The sequence below is a fragment of the Pantoea sp. CFSAN033090 genome (assembly GCF_001264395.1).
GTDB classification, from domain to species: Bacteria; Pseudomonadota; Gammaproteobacteria; order Enterobacterales; family Enterobacteriaceae; genus Pantoea; species Pantoea agglomerans.
Genome location: NZ_LGYX01000013.1, coordinates 88,141 through 103,259 on the forward strand (window position 1 = coordinate 88,141; position 15,119 = coordinate 103,259).

Annotated in this window: 10 protein-coding genes; 6 read left to right on the top strand and 4 right to left on the bottom strand. The window is 54.5% G+C overall.

Annotated elements, in window-relative coordinates; all coding sequences use genetic code 11:
- Window positions 1-348: 348 nt before the first annotated feature.
- Both dcuS and dcuR read left to right on the top strand, forming a co-directional pair.
- The gene (dcuS, locus tag AFL22_RS13390; RefSeq protein ID WP_052271588.1) at window positions 349-1,938 is read left to right on the top strand and encodes a DcuS/MalK family sensor histidine kinase; all 1,590 of its coding nucleotides are present in this window, start codon (window positions 349-351) and stop codon (window positions 1,936-1,938) included.
- A complete protein-coding gene (gene dcuR, locus AFL22_RS13395) occupies window positions 1,935-2,654 on the top strand; it encodes a two-component system response regulator DcuR (RefSeq protein WP_009093030.1) in 720 nt (239 codons plus the stop codon). Before dcuS ends, dcuR begins: the two co-directional genes overlap by 4 nt.
- On the opposite strand, the gene AFL22_RS13400 is transcribed toward dcuR, so the two are convergent.
- Window positions 2,648-3,610: an FAD:protein FMN transferase gene (locus AFL22_RS13400; RefSeq protein ID WP_052271589.1), complete on the bottom strand. Its 963-nt coding sequence runs from the start codon at window positions 3,608-3,610 to the stop codon at window positions 2,648-2,650. The genes dcuR and AFL22_RS13400 overlap by 7 nt on opposite strands.
- A gap of 63 nt (window positions 3,611-3,673) precedes the next feature.
- Window positions 3,674-6,454, bottom strand: coding sequence for a flavocytochrome c (locus AFL22_RS13405; protein ID WP_052271630.1), 2,781 nt, complete (start codon window positions 6,452-6,454; stop codon window positions 3,674-3,676).
- A 588-nt stretch (window positions 6,455-7,042) separates the two neighbouring features.
- Here AFL22_RS13405 and AFL22_RS13410 point away from each other — a divergent pair.
- Both AFL22_RS13410 and fumA read left to right on the top strand, forming a co-directional pair.
- Entirely contained in the window at window positions 7,043-8,551 is a 1,509-nt protein-coding gene (locus AFL22_RS13410; protein WP_010247273.1) for an anion permease, read from the top strand.
- Window positions 8,552-8,707: 156 nt separating this feature from the next.
- Entirely contained in the window at window positions 8,708-10,354 is a 1,647-nt protein-coding gene (fumA, locus tag AFL22_RS13415; protein ID WP_052271590.1) for a class I fumarate hydratase FumA, read from the top strand.
- Window positions 10,355-10,458: 104 nt separating this feature from the next.
- Here the strand turns inward: fumA and AFL22_RS13420 are convergent, their stop codons facing one another.
- Both AFL22_RS13420 and AFL22_RS13425 read right to left on the bottom strand, forming a co-directional pair.
- Window positions 10,459-11,115 (bottom strand): SDR family oxidoreductase, encoded by a 657-nt coding sequence (locus tag AFL22_RS13420; protein ID WP_033786953.1) that lies wholly within the window; start codon window positions 11,113-11,115, stop codon window positions 10,459-10,461.
- Between the two features lie 88 nt (window positions 11,116-11,203).
- Window positions 11,204-12,271, bottom strand: a complete 1,068-nt coding sequence (locus AFL22_RS13425; RefSeq protein WP_052271591.1) for an SDR family oxidoreductase — start codon at window positions 12,269-12,271, stop codon at window positions 11,204-11,206.
- Between the two features lie 100 nt (window positions 12,272-12,371).
- Here AFL22_RS13425 and AFL22_RS13430 point away from each other — a divergent pair, with 100 nt between their 5' ends.
- Together AFL22_RS13430 and AFL22_RS13435 are read left to right on the top strand one after the other, a co-directional pair.
- Window positions 12,372-13,274, top strand: coding sequence for a LysR family transcriptional regulator (locus AFL22_RS13430; RefSeq protein ID WP_010247278.1), 903 nt, complete (start codon window positions 12,372-12,374; stop codon window positions 13,272-13,274).
- A 322-nt stretch (window positions 13,275-13,596) separates the two neighbouring features.
- Window positions 13,597-15,045 carry a sugar porter family MFS transporter gene (locus AFL22_RS13435; protein WP_010247279.1) on the top strand — a complete coding sequence of 483 codons (1,449 nt, stop codon included), beginning with the start codon at window positions 13,597-13,599 and terminating at the stop codon, window positions 15,043-15,045.
- The last annotated feature ends 74 nt before the right edge of the window (window positions 15,046-15,119 follow it).

The following is a 15,119-nucleotide window of genomic DNA, read 5'->3' on the forward strand; positions in this document are numbered from 1 at the left end:
AATCTACAGCTCAGACGGTATTGGTTAAAAAAAGTCCTTAAAGTTTAAAATAATGTTATTTGTGAGTTAATGTGAAAATAGTTATAAAATTAAAAATAGCAATTTAGCCTTAGTTTAATTACAAAAGGCTTACCGAATTGCTCACATATTTTAACCACACCTTAAGGGTGTCCTTTGAATTATACAATCCCCTAACACAAATATTGTTCTCCGGCGATTGCCCGCGCGCAGACCGCTAAAACTGTACTGATGCGGTCAGTTAGCGTATGTTTCCGGGCGATCTTCCACCCGTGCTGAACGCCAATGACAAGCCAACCACAGAACCGACATGCCGTGACTAAACGACCCATGAAACTCAGTACCCTGACCACCCTGATGATGACTGCAGTTATCGTCACCGTGCTGCTTGCTGTCCATCTGCTCTATTTTGTGCAGATCGATAACTTTGCTCAGTCGCATCTTAAAGATAAGGCGATGGCGGTGGCACGCACTCTGGCAGACAGCCCTGAAGTCCAGCGTGGGTTGCTGTTACCGGATGGCAGCAGCCAGATTCAGCCACTGGCTGAAGCCGCGCGCAAACGCAACGGCCTGCTGTTTGTGGTGGTGACGGATATGCGTGGCATTCGCTTTTCACACCCAAACGCGGCGGTGATTGGCAAACATTTTGTCGGCAACGATATCTATCCGGCACTCAGCGGGCGGGAAAATGTGGCGGTAAATCACGGCGTGCTGGTAGAGGCACTGCGGGTATTTACCCCGGTTTATAACGCAGAGCATCAGCAGATTGGTGTGGTGGCGATCGGCATCGCGCTGAATGATGTGGCGGCGCAGATTGCCAAAAGCCGCTGGAACATCGTCTGGACTGTTTTATTTGGCGGCCTGGTTGGCCTGCTGGGGATTCTTATTCTGGTCAGGCGCCTGAAGAGCATATTGCTCGGGCTGGAGCCGCATGAAATCTCCAGCCTGTTCGAGCAGCGTCAGGCGATCCTCAATTCAATTAAAGAGGGTGTGATTGCGGTCGACGATGAGTCGCGCGTCAGCCTGATTAACCACGCGGCGCAGCAGCTACTGCATGAGACTACCCGCAAGATGCCGTTAAGCGGCGATCTGATTGCTGAAGAGAGCGTGATGCACCGCCATCAGCAGGATGCGCTGCATGCGGGTAAAGCCTGGCACGATCAGGAGCTGACGCTGGGTAATCGCATCCTGATCAGCAATACCGTGCCGGTTCGCAGTCGTGACCGCATTATCGGCGCGGTGACCACCTTCAGGGACAAGACCGAGATCAGCCAGCTGATGCAGCGTCTGGACGGCATGGTAAACTATGTAGACGCGTTACGTGAACGGTCCCATGAGTTCATGAATAAGCTGCATGTCATTCTGGGCCTGCTGCATATGAAAAACTATGCGCAGATGGAAGAGTACATCCTGAAAACCGCCAACGCCTATCAGACGGAGATTGGTTCGCTGCTGCAAAAGATCAAATCGCCCATCATTGCGGGTTTCCTGCTCAGCAAAATCAACCGGGTGACCGATGAAGGCCATCAGCTGATTATCGATGAGGCGAGTTTTCTGCCCGACTGCGGCAGCGAGGAGCAGAGCGCGGTACTGATTACGGTGCTGGGCAATTTAATTGAAAATGCGCTTGAGGCGCTGGACCCGGAAACCGAAGGGGAGATCCACCTCATGCTGCATTATCAGAATGGCTGGTTAGCCTGTGAAGTGAGTGATGACGGACCCGGGATCGGCGGTACGCAGCTCAGCGCCATTTTTGAGCGTGGCGTCTCGTCAAAAGGCGAAGATCGCGGTGTCGGATTGTTTCTGGTTAAGCAGCAGACCGAAAGCCTGGGCGGCAGTGTCAGTGTCGAGTCGGAACCGGGTGTATTCACCCAATTCTTAGTACAACTTCCGTGGGAGAGAGGAATGATTACCCAATGATCAATGTGTTAGTTGTCGATGATGACGCCATGGTAGCCGAGCTGAATCGCTGTTATATCGGGCAGATCCCAGGCTTTACCTGCTGCGGCACCGCCTCAACCTTACAGCAGGCCAAAGAGCGGCTGGCGCAGGCCGAACCTCAGGTTGATCTGATCCTGCTGGATATCTATATGCAGCAGGAGAACGGTCTCGACCTGTTGCCGGAACTGCGCAGCGCAGGACGTCCGGTTGACGTGATTATTATCTCGTCAGCAGCAGATGCCGCCACCATCAAAACCTCACTCAACTACGGTGTGGTGGATTATCTGATCAAGCCTTTCCAGTTTGCCCGCTTTGAAGAGGCGCTGACTGGCTGGCGACAGAAAAAATCGCTGATGGATAATCACCAGTTCTATCAGCAGTCGGACGTTGATCAGTTGTTGCATGGCAATCCGCCGGGGGCCAGCGAGCAGAAGCGACTGCCGAAAGGATTAACACCGCAGACCCTGCGCACCCTGTGTCTGTGGATCGACGCCCACCCGGGTACCGAGTTCTCCACCGACGAACTGGCAACCGAGGTGAATATCTCCCGCGTCTCCTGCCGCAAGTATCTGATCTGGCTGGCGCAGATTAATATTCTGTTCACCAGCATTCATTATGGGGTCACGGGCCGTCCGGTTTATCGCTATCGCCTGCAGCCGGAGTATCACACTTTACTCAAACAATATTGTCAGTGAACCAGCCGGTAATCGGTGTCCAGTAACTGAAAAGAAAAGTGACGTTGTGACGAGCAGATCACCTGCCTGTCACGGGTCACAAATATCGCTTCAATGCCCGGTTGCTCCGCCAGGCAGGCAATGCCCTTTTCAACGCCGAGGCCGTAAAGCAGCGTGGTGTAGATGTCGCCATCCAGTGAACGGTCAGAGATCACGGTGACGCTCAGCAGGTCGTTATCCAGCGGATAACCGCTACGCGGGTCGAGGATATGGTGATAACAGACGCCATCCAGCTCGAAATAACGCTCATAGATACCGGATGTCACCACCGAGCGATTATTCACCCCGATCACCCCGATCAGCTCATCGGCCTCACCAAACGGTTTTTTCAGGCCGATTGCCCAGCCCGCCTCTTCTGGCGGCGCACCCACCGTCTGCACGTTTCCGCCCAGATTAATCAGCGCACTGCTGACCTGCTGCTGGCGCAAAAAAGCCTGCACAACATCGGCGATATAGCCTTTGGCGATGGCGCCCAGGTCGATCTCCATCCCCGGCCGGGCCAGCATGACACTGCGGCTTGCGTTATCAAGAATAACGTCATGCGGATTCGTCAGCGCCATACGCGCCTGAAGTTCTGTCTCTGATGGAACACTGTGACCCTGAAAGCCGATTTTCCAGCACTTCACCAGCGGGCCGATTGCCAGATTAAACAGGCTGTCGGGCAGCAGGCTCACCTCATGCGCGCAGGCGATCAGGTCAAACACCGGCTGACTGACGACCACCGGATGCTGCCCTGCCGCGTGATTAATCGCCATCACTTCCGACGCCGCGCGGTTAACCGTGAAGAGATTCTCCTGCTGTTTAATCAGGCGGAAGACCTGTCCGGCCAGGGTCTGATTATCGTTGAAGAGTTTGAGCAGGATGGGTGAACCCATTAAGACAGCGGAGTAAGCATAGACACGCGCATCAGTTAACATAGGCGACTCTGCTTTAGAGAGAAAAGAGCGGCATCCGCAGAGCGCGGATGCCGGAGACGACCCTTAACGTCGGGCGTAAGCGGCGGCGTTACCACCGGCCAGAATGCCGAAGATAATGATATCGGCGACTGCGTTACCGCCGATGCGGTTCGCGCCGTGAATGCCGCCAACCACTTCGCCACAGGCCCAGGCGCCGTTAATCACCTGTTTCTGGCTGTCCAGCACCGCGGTGGTGGTGTCGATGGTGACGCCGCCCATGGTGTGGTGTACGCCCGGTGCAACACGAATCGCGTAGAACGGTGCTTCACTCAGAGGATGACGCAGCGCGGTCTGACGACCGAAGTCTTCATCTTTCTGCATGATAACGAAGTTGTTGTAACGGGCCAGCGTGGCTTCCAGCGTATGATGCTCACTCATGTTGAGTTTCACCGCCAGTTCTGCCACGGTTGGCGCGCTGACCACAAAGCCTTTGGCGATATATTCGTCAGCCGCTTTGTTATTCATCCGCACCTGCTCGTCAAACACAATCCAGGCACTCTTCTCTGGCAAGGCGATAATCTGCGCCGAGACTTTATCGCGGGTTTCCATTTCGTTGTAGAAGCGCTCACCCGCCTGACTGACCAGGATAGCACCGCCGCCACGAATGGATTCGGAGACCAGATAAGAGGTGGTCTGTTCAACCGTTGGGTGAATCTGTATTTCGCCCATATCCACGGTACCGGCACCAATTTTTTCCAGCATGGCAATACCGCTGCCGGTGGCACCTTTTTGGTTGGTGGTGACAAAGCCATCGAGTTCAGGGCGATATTTCACTACCAGTTCACGGTTCGCACTGAATCCGCCGGTCGCCACAATCACGCTTTTCGCGTTCAGGATACGGCTGTCGTTGTACTCATCGACCACTCTCACACCCGCTACCGCGCCGTTCTCATAGAGGATTTCTGAGACTGAGGTTTCAAGCAGGACTTCGATGTTGCGGCTGTTGATGTTTTTAACCAGACCGCTGATCAGGAAACCACCCACCGCTGAACGATCCGCCGGACGGTGGGTACGATCGATGCTCATCCCGCCGGTAATGGTGATGTCGTTAAGCTCAATGCCGTGATTCGCCAGCCACTCAATCGCCTCCGGCGCCAGCTCTACAAACTCACGCAGCAGCACCGGATTATTTTTAAACTGACCGCCTTTCAGCGTCTCCTCGTAGAACAGCTCTTTGCTGTCTTCGATGCCTTTGAGTTTCTGGAAACGGGTTTCCGCGGCGTTCATGCCCACTGAGGCTTTAATGGTGTTACCGCCAATGGTCGGCATCTTCTCGATGATGACCACGCGCGCTCCTTCATCGTGCGCCTGAATCGCCGCCGCAAGGCCGGCACCGCCGCTGCCCACAATCACCACATCGTAATTCTGCGGTGCGTTAGGGTTGCCGCCCTCTTCAATCACATGCTCTTTGCTGGAGGTGGTCAGCGCGCGTGAAACCGCTTTTTTCAGCGCCTCACTCTGGGTCGTCGCACCGGTAATCGCATCGACGTGCGGGCTGTTGGCCACCAGGATGCGGCTACGCAGGCTTTCAAAGGTAGTAGTGAAGTCCACATCCAGGGTGTCATCCGGCACCAGCGAGATGTCAGTGATACGGTCAGTATCCAGCGTGACGTTGATTTTCAGTTTCAGCGCTTCGGCTTCGACTTTTTCCTGATAGACGCCCGCTTTGTATTTACGGCCCGATTCACTCATGTCGCGGATCATCGCATCGACCAGGGAGAAGCGCCACAGCGGTTCCGGGATCTGCAGCTCTTCACGTTTGTTGCTGTCGATGTAGAGATCGAGGTGTTCGTTATTGATGATTCGGTCAGCCCAGTTCGGATAAGCGATACAGGCTTTACCAATCGCCACCAGATCGTAGCCTTTCTCCAGCGCCAGCTCGGCATCGGCTTTATTGACGACGCCGCCAACACCAATCACCGGCACTTTTGCCAGCACAGGCGAACGCATCGCGACGAATTTCTCAATCAGCGGCGTCGGGTCCTGGGTATCGACAATTGACGGACGCAGCAGCTGACCTACCGAGAAATGGACGTAATCGAGGCCGCGCGCCGCCAGTTTTTCCAGCAGATAGAGCGTGTCGTCAAAGCGAATGCCGGGCACTTCGATCTCTTCCGGCGAGAAGCGATAGCCGATGATGAAAGAGTTATGGGCGAAGCGCTCAGCCATCTTGTGGGTGATTTCCAGCACTTCCAGCGGGAAGCGTGCGCGGTTATCGCGGCTGCCGCCCCACTTGTCATCGCGCTGGTTAGAGTTCGGCGAATAGAACTGCTGAATCAGGTAGGTGTTAGCACCATGAATTTCGACGCCATCGAAACCGGCCTTGATGGCGCGGTTCACCGCATCACCAAATTTGGTGATCATGGTTTCGACTTCTTCGGCGCTCAGCGCCAGGGGTTTGGTTGCCCCTTCACGCGGTGCCGCGATGGCGCTTGGCGCAACCGGCGTTTTGCCGCCAATCAGCTCCGGTTCGACCATACGGCCGCCGTGATAGATCTGCAAAATGGCCGTAGAGCCTTCAGATTTAATCGCGTCCGCGATGCGTTTCAGACCAGGAATTTTGTTGTCGCTGTCGATAGCAATGGCACCCGGAAATGCCGGGCCACGGTTGTCAATAAAGCAGCATTCAACGATTACGGTTCCGATGCTGCCTGCACGTGCGCGGTAGTACTCGACCAGCTCACTGGTGACCGTACCGTCATAAAAACCGGTACAGGTGGTCATCGGCGCCATTACCAGTCGGTTTTTCAACACAGCGCCATTAGGCAGGGTCAGTGGATTAAGGATGGGGGTGAGAGATTTCATTGCGATAAACTCCAAGATTTAAAAGTCTGGAAATTTTTTAGCGGACGCAAATTATCGCTTAATTAAGTGGTCCGATGTCATGAGACTAATATACCCTTTTCTTTGCTTTCATAAGCGATAAATTTACTTTTTTAACTTTTAAATGATTTAGAGTTTTTATTTGCCGAATGCATAAAGTGAAGTTATATTAATTGTTAACCATGGGTAACCAAAAATCAACCATTCGTTTACATAAAAAATAAATCGTTTATCATCAAGCAGTTAAAGCAAGGCATTCAGTTTGCGTGAGCTGGTGATTTGTCGACCAGCTTCACAGAACTGTCAAAATGTCGATGCCGTAAATATAAATAAAAAATAAATGTTAAAAATGGGGAATAATGAATTAATTTCTTTGATCTGGATCAAAATCTATATTTGCAAAAATCGCATCATATTTACATGGATTTAAAAATGCAGCTCAATAGCTAAGCAGTCGATTAAAAAATCAGTGCATCGCGGTTTATTCACACTATTAAGAATAAGAAAGAAAGTCATCAGTGAAGGTCCGGGGCGCAAATCGCATTCTTCTTAACTTGCAGATAAAATACTATGAAACCACTCTCAGCTGTAACTGAACCCCCAAAAGTCGCACCTGCGGCGCCGGGTAAAAAGAAAGCTATCATGCTTGCTCTGCCGGTGCTCGTTGCCGTGTTGCTGTTGCTGGTGCCCACACCAGCCGGACTCGAACCCTACGCCTGGCACTTCTTCGCCATCTTCGTCGGCGTGATTGTCGGATTGATCTTTGAACCCCTGCCAGGCGCGGTGATCGGCCTGACCGGCGTGGTAGTCATCGCGCTGTTCAGCCAGTTTCTGCTCTTCAGCCCGGCTGAACTGGCTAACCCGAAATTCAAAGTCGCCAGTGAGTCGTTCAAATGGGCGGTAAGTGGGTTCGGCAACTCCACGGTCTGGCTGATCTTCGGTGCCTTTATGTTCGCCGCAGGTTATGACAAAACGCAGTTTGGTCGCCGCCTGGCCCTGATTCTGGTGAAGTATCTGGGTCGCCGCAGTCTGACGCTGGGTTATGCCATTACCTTTGCTGACCTGCTTCTTGCGCCCTTTACGCCGTCAAACACCGCGCGCAGTGGCGGTACCATCTACCCGATTATTGCCAACCTGCCGCCGCTTTACGGCTCTAAACCTAACGACCCGAGCGCCCGTAAAATCGGTTCCTATCTGATGTGGGTAGCGATTACTGCGGCCTGTATTACCAGCTCCATGTTCCTCTCTGCGCTGGCACCCAACCTGCTGGCACTGGCACTGGTAAAAAGCATCGTCGGTTTTGATATCTCATGGGGCATGTGGTTCCTGGCCTTCCTGCCGCTGGGTGTGCTGCTGATTCTGACCATGCCGCTGCTGGCTTACTGGTTCTACCCACCTGAAGTTAAAATCAATGATGAAGTGCCGAAATGGGCCATCGCTGAACTGGAAAAACTGGGCAGACTGACCCGCAATGAAATCCTGCTGCTGGTGTTTGTAGTCTGTGCACTGCTGATGTGGATTTTCGCCACCTCGTGGATCGAACCTGCCATGGCGGCGCTGTTGGTGGTCGTTCTGATGTTGTGGACCGGCGTACTGACCTGGAATGACATCACCAGTAATAAACCGGCCTGGAACACCTTTGCCTGGTTCGCCACCCTGGTGGCACTGGCCGATGGTCTGGCCCGCGTTGGCTTTATTACCTGGTTAGGTAAAGAGGGTGGCATGCTGCTGCAGGGTTATGACCCACAGGTTTCGGCCGTGGTGCTGTTAATCGCCTTCTTCCTGCTGCACTACCTGTTTGCCAGTACCACCGCACACACCACCGCGCTGTTACCGGCCATGCTGACCATTGCAGCCTCCATTCCGGGTATCAATATGCCGGTCTTCTGCCTGATGTTGTGTACCTCTCTGGGTGTGATGGGCATCATCACGCCATACGGCACCGGCCCAAGCCCGATTTACTACGGCAGCGGTTATCTGCCTACCAAAGACTACTGGCGTCTGGGAACCATCTTCGGTGCCATCTTCTTAGGCTCCATGATGCTGATTGCCTATCCGTGGATGGTGTGGTTGTTCTGACGGATACAACATGCAGATCAACGCGTTATAAGATACCATTCCTGCACTTCCCCACCGCACCCGCGGTGGGGAAGCATAATAAACAATTAATTCGCCTATGATGTTGCGCCCCGCAGCCTGTCCGCGGAGGTTCAGCCGGTCATTAAGTGAGAAAAAATGTCGAACAAGCCTTTTATCTATCAGAACCCTTTCCCGCTGTCCCACGAAGATACCGAATACTATCTGCTGAGTCGTGAGCATGTCTCCGTCTCCGAGTTTGAGGGTCAGGAGATCCTTAAAGTCGATCCACAGGCACTGACGTTACTGAGCCAGCAGGCGTTCCACGACGCCTCTTTTATGCTGCGTCCAGCCCACCAGCAGCAGGTCGCCTCCATCCTTGATGACCCGGAAGCCAGCGACAATGATAAATATGTCGCCCTGCAGTTTTTAAGGAACTCTGAAATTGCCGCTAAAGGCGTGCTGCCAACCTGTCAGGATACCGGCACCGCGATCATCATGGGCAAAAAGGGCCAGCGCGTCTGGACCGGCGGCGGTGATGAAGCTGCGCTGTCACAGGGTATCTACAACACCTATATCGAAGATAACCTGCGCTATTCGCAGAATGCCGCTCTGGATATGTATAAAGAGGTGAATACCGGCACTAACTTGCCAGCGCAAATCGACCTCTACAGCGTGGATGGCGATGAGTACAAGTTCCTCTGTATCGCCAAAGGTGGCGGTTCCGCCAATAAAACCTATCTCTATCAGGAAACCAAAGCGCTGCTGAGTCCGGGCAAGCTGAAAAATTACCTGGTGGATAAGATGCGTACCCTCGGCACCGCAGCCTGTCCGCCCTACCATATTGCGTTTGTCATCGGCGGCACCTCGGCAGAAAGCACCCTGAAAACCGTGAAGCTCGCCTCAACTCACTATTACGACGGGCTGCCCACTGAAGGCAACGAGCACGGTCAGGCGTTCCGCGACGTTCAGCTGGAGCAGGAACTGCTGGAAGCGGCGCAACAGCTCGGTCTGGGTGCGCAGTTTGGCGGCAAATATTTTGCGCACGATATCCGCGTGGTGCGTCTGCCACGTCACGGCGCCTCCTGCCCGATCGGTATGGGCGTCTCCTGCTCGGCTGACCGTAACATCAAAGCGAAGATTAACCGTGAAGGTATCTGGATTGAGAAACTGGAAGCCAACCCAGGCCGCCTGATCCCGGAAGCACTGCGCCAGCAGGGCGAAGGTGAAGCGTTGCAGGTTGATCTCAACCGCCCAATGGAAGAGATTCTGGCGCAACTGTCCTCTTATCCGGTTTCAACCCGCCTGTCACTGACCGGCACTATTATCGTGGCGCGCGATATTGCACATGCAAAACTCAAAGAGCGCATCGATAACGGCGAAGGATTACCACAGTACATCAAAGATCATCCGGTCTATTACGCTGGCCCGGCGAAGACGCCTGACGGTTATGCTTCTGGTTCACTCGGCCCGACCACTGCCGGTCGTATGGATTCCTACGTGGATCTGCTTCAGGCACACGGCGGAAGTAAGATCATGCTGGCCAAGGGCAATCGCAGCCAGCAGGTGACGGATGCCTGTCATAAACATGGCGGCTTCTATCTCGGTAGCATTGGTGGACCGGCAGCGGTGCTGGCGCAGCAGAGCATTAAAAGTCTGGAATGCGTGGAGTATCCCGAGCTGGGAATGGAAGCGATCTGGAAAATCGAGGTGGAGAACTTCCCTGCCTTTATCCTGGTCGATGACAAAGGTAACGACTTCTTCCAGCACATTGAGCGCGCGCACTGCGCGAAATGCGTTAAGTAGCACATGCGTTAGTAAAATCCTGCGTTAACAAATCAAAAAGCCCCGACTCCGGGGCTTTAATTTGTTACGCATTCAGGCGTATTGGCTGTGATAACGAGCCTTACTTAGCCCCGCTGCAACCGCTGCAACGCCACATCAATCTGCACATCACCTTTGGTGAGTTCGATGATCTGATACTTAATCGCCGGATTTTCAATCAGGCCGACCAGTGTCGCCGCCACATCTTCGCGCGGGATCTCACCATACGGAATCGCCAGATCGGCATGAACCCGGCCGGTACCGGCTTCATCGGTCAGCGTACCCGGTCGCAGGATCACCCACTCCAGCTTACTCGCTACCAGCTCCGCATCCGCCAGACGCTTCACCCGCATGTAATTCTCAAATCCCTCTGAGGGAGTTTTACCGCGGCCCGCATCCGGGAAAGCGGAAACCAGCATAAAGCGTGATACCCCCGCCTGCTCTGCTGCGGCAACCGCCAGCTTCAGCCCTTCTCCGTCAATGGCATTGGTCAGCTCGATCCCGGCACCGCCCGCACCCGCCGTGAAGACAGCCACATCGTGACCGGTCATCAGATCTGCCAGTGCCGTCACGCTCAGCTGCTGAATATCGCCAGCCACCGGTTTAGCACCTGCGGACTGCAGCGTCTCTGCCTGTTCCGGTTTGCGGTGCAGCGCCGTCACTGTATGGCCTTTACTGCTCAGCTGACGAGTCAGCTTTTGGCCCACTTTGCCCGCTGCGCCGATAATGAAACATGTCGCCATAGGATCCAATCCTCTATTTACTGATTGAGTGCCAGAGTATAGCTATCAGTCAGAAACAAAACAGGCGCCTGATGCGGCGCCTGCTGGGTTATTGCGGGATCACTTTTTCCGCTTTCAGCTTATCAAACAGCTGAATAAAGGAGTCGAGCGTGCTGCGATAGCCGGTGAAGCCCGCTTTGCGGCTCTTACTCATATCGGTAAAGGCTTCCATCGGACGTCCCAGGTCGGCATCGGTATGCCACCAGGAAGCCAGTCTGGTGACATCCGATTCACGCAACTGATGCTGCTCTGCAATCGCCTGCCACGCACTGGCGGCTTCCTGCATGCGATCTTCCAGCGGCATCATCTGCGCCGGGTATTCCGCTGCTTCAATGCCGAAATAGTCAGCCAGTTTTGGCCACATCCAGTTCCAGCGGAACACATCGCCGTTTACCGCATTGAAATCCTGATTAGCGGCATTAGGTGAGGTCGCCGCCCAGTGCAGCTGCTCAGCCAGCAGGCCCGCATCGGTCATATCAACGACACCGTTCCACTGCTCAGGTGAGCCAGGGAAGATAAACGGCCAGCCTTTCTCTTTACACAGCGTTGCGTAGACCGCCAGCGTCTGACCCATATTCATCGCATTGCCCACGGCATAACCGATGATGGTGTGTGGGCGATGCACACTCCAGCGGTAGTCATACTTCTCTGCACCAGCGAACACTTCATCTTCCTGCGCGTAGTAGAAGTTATCGACCGGCTGACGGCCCTGCTCTTCACGGAACGGCGTGACTGGCACAGCACCTTTGCCGTAAGCTTCAAACGGACCCAGGTAGTGCTTCAGCCCGGTCACCAGCGCCACGTGCGAACCCTGTAAGCGGTCGCCGAGTGCTTCAATCACATTCCGCACCATGCCGCCGTTAACGCGGATATTCTCTTTTTCATTTTCCTGACGCGCCCAGACGCTAAAGAACAGTGCATCCGGTTTCACTGTTTTCAGCGCGTCACGGACGGCATCCGCATCGGTCAGATCGGCCGTCAGGCTGGTGACACCTTCAGGTACCGCGCCACGTCCGCGTGACAGACCGCTGACCTGCCAGCCTTCCTTCTGTAATTTATCTGCCAGTCCGCGACCAATAACGCCACTGATGCCCACAATCAAAGCATGCTTTTTCATTTGATTTCTCCTCGTTTTGCGTAATGCTAAGCCTAATAGAGAATTCAGTTCTTATCTCTGGCATTTATTCACAGCATTCTCAACCTGAGTTCATTAATCGATGCACGATCATCGCCTCAAAGATATTCTGCCGTTTGTTGCCAGCGTAGAGTGTGGCAGTTTTACCGCCGCTGCGGAGCGTCTGCACGTGACCGGATCGGCGATCAGTAAAAGCGTCAGCCGCCTGGAGACACGATTAGGCTCGCGACTGCTGGAGCGCACCACACGGAGCCTGCACCTCACCGACGCGGGCAGCGCCTATTACCAGACCTGCCTGCGCATTCTGGAGGATCTGGCCGAAGCCGAAGCGGTGCTGGCGGCACAGCGAACGATTCCTTCCGGTCGCCTGCGCCTGGCAGTGCCCACCACCTATGGCCGCCTCAATGTGATGCCGCTGCTGATGCCCTTTTGTCAGCAACACCCGGAACTGGCTCTGAGCCTGAGTTTCTCTGACCGCTTTGTTGACCTGTTTGAAGAGGGCGTGGATGTGGCGGTACGGATCGGCGGCGCGCCCGACCTGCCTGCTTCGCTTGGCTGGCGTAATATGGGCCGCGAGCAGATGCAGTTCTGTGCCTCACCCGCTTATCTGGCACGTGAAGGACGACCTGAAGATGAGGCGGCGCTGCTGAACCACCGCGCCATCCTTTATGAGCGTGTAGATGGCAGCACCAAACCCTGGCTGTTCACCACCGAAGATGGTCAGCCGCACTGGCGCGAGGTGCCGTACCGGCTGGCACTGGGCGACGTCGATGCCCAGCTGCAGGCTGTCATCGCCGGGCTGGGTGTGGCACAAATGCCCTCGTGGCTGATTCAGCATGCCGTGAAACAGGGCGATCTGGAGATAATTTTGCCGCAGTTGCAGCCCGAGGGGCTGACGCTGAGCGTGGTGTGGCCACGCCGTAAACAGTTCCTGCCTAAGGTCGATGCACTGTTATCGGCGCTCACCGCGCTGGAAATCCGCTAACCCACCCTGCTATCTGTTTATCGCGGTTGGGATGTTTCATCCTGACTGCGATCATTTACTCTTTCCAGACGCTGATTTCCCCCCTGTTCTGCCCTGCCTGAACCGCCGGTAACTTATCAATCGACCCTATAACCCGCTTAAATTTAATGTTTTTATTTTCGCCCTGATGGAATCCCATCAAAATAAAAATGGCGGAAGGGTTGAGCTCACATAATGAAAACTAAGTTTCAAATATAATTTAACCCGAAATAAAAATATCAGTAGGGTGATGTCTTCTTCATGTTCTGACGTTTTGTCTTTGCCGTTATTACCAGGAGTATTCATGGAAAAAGAACTTTATATCTCGTCGAACCCGGCATCCGGTCCAAATAGCACCACCCGCACCGAGCCTTTTGTGAAGATTATTGCGCTGGTCGCCACCCTGGGTGGATTGCTGTTTGGTTATGACACCGGTGTAGTCTCAGGCGCATTACTGTTTATGCGCGGCGATTTGCATCTCACCCCATTTACTACCGGGCTGGTCACAAGCTCCCTGCTGTTTGGTGCAGCCTTCGGCGCGCTGGCAGCCGGTCATCTGGCGGATGGCCTCGGCAGACGACGCATTATCATTGCGCTGGCGCTTATCTTCGCTTTTGGCGCTGTCGGCTCGGCGCTGGCGCCTGATGTCACCTGGATGATCGCTTCTCGCCTGTTCCTGGGCTTTGCCGTGGGGGGTGCTGCCGCGACCGTGCCGGTCTACATCGCAGAAATCGCCCCCGCCAATAAACGTGGCCAGCTGGTCACCCTGCAGGAGCTGATGATCGTCAGCGGTCAGTTGCTGGCGTACATCTCCAACGCCACCTTTAACGATATCTGGGGCGGCGAAAATACCTGGCGCTGGATGCTGGCGCTGTCGATTGTCCCCGCTGTTCTGCTCTGGATCGGCATGATTTTTATGCCTGAAACCCCGCGCTGGCACGTAATGAAAGGCCGCAGTCAGGCAGCGCGCGAGGTCCTGGAAAAAACCCGTGCCGCCGAAGATGTCGAGTGGGAGCTGGAAGAGATTGAGGAAACCATTGAAGAGAACCGTCAGCGAGGTAAAGGCCGCCTGCGCGATCTCGCCACACCCTGGCTGATGAAAATCTTCCTGCTGGGCGTGGGTATTGCCGCCATCCAGCAGCTGACCGGGGTGAATACCATTATGTATTACGCCCCCACCATGCTGACCGCCGCCGGACTGAGCAACGATGCCGCGCTGTTCGCCACCATCGCCAATGGCGTGATTTCAGTGGTGATGACGCTGGCGGGCATCTGGTTAATCGGCAAAGTGGGGCGCCGTCCGCTGGTGTTAATCGGACAGATGGGCTGCACCTGCTGCCTGTTCTTTATCGGGCTGGTCTGCTGGCTGATGCCGGAATACCTCAACGGCACGGTCAACCTGCTGCGGGCTTATCTGGTGCTGGCGGGCATGCTGATGTTCCTCTGCTTCCAGCAGGGCGCATTGTCTCCTGTTACCTGGCTGCTGCTGTCGGAAATCTTTCCCGCACGGATGCGTGGCATCTGTATGGGTGGCGCAGTCTTCTCGCTGTGGATCGCCAATTTCGCCATCTCCATGGCCTTCCCGCTGTTATTAGCCGCATTTGGTCTGTCCGGAGCCTTCTTTATATTCGCGGCTATCGGCATCGGCGGTTCTGTTTTTGTTGTGAAGTTTATTCCCGAGACCCGGGGAAGAAGTCTTGAGCAGGTCGAGCACTATTTCTATGCGCTTTATAACGGCAACGGCAAAAAATAGTGCCTGAAACGTCCGTATTGAAAAACTCACGGCCCGCGTCATTACGCTGACTACCCGATTGCTATTAACACTGT

Coding starts and splice junctions, on each gene's coding strand:
- dcuS (WP_052271588.1), top strand. CDS start 349: ATGAAACTCAGTACCCTGACCACCCTGATGATGACTGCAGTTATCGTC.
- dcuR (WP_009093030.1), top strand. CDS start 1,935: ATGATCAATGTGTTAGTTGTCGATGATGACGCCATGGTAGCCGAGCTG.
- AFL22_RS13400 (WP_052271589.1), bottom strand. CDS start 3,610: ATGTTAACTGATGCGCGTGTCTATGCTTACTCCGCTGTCTTAATGGGT.
- AFL22_RS13405 (WP_052271630.1), bottom strand. CDS start 6,454: ATGAAATCTCTCACCCCCATCCTTAATCCACTGACCCTGCCTAATGGC.
- AFL22_RS13410 (WP_010247273.1), top strand. CDS start 7,043: ATGAAACCACTCTCAGCTGTAACTGAACCCCCAAAAGTCGCACCTGCG.
- fumA (WP_052271590.1), top strand. CDS start 8,708: ATGTCGAACAAGCCTTTTATCTATCAGAACCCTTTCCCGCTGTCCCAC.
- AFL22_RS13420 (WP_033786953.1), bottom strand. CDS start 11,115: ATGGCGACATGTTTCATTATCGGCGCAGCGGGCAAAGTGGGCCAAAAG.
- AFL22_RS13425 (WP_052271591.1), bottom strand. CDS start 12,271: ATGAAAAAGCATGCTTTGATTGTGGGCATCAGTGGCGTTATTGGTCGC.
- AFL22_RS13430 (WP_010247278.1), top strand. CDS start 12,372: ATGCACGATCATCGCCTCAAAGATATTCTGCCGTTTGTTGCCAGCGTA.
- AFL22_RS13435 (WP_010247279.1), top strand. CDS start 13,597: ATGGAAAAAGAACTTTATATCTCGTCGAACCCGGCATCCGGTCCAAAT.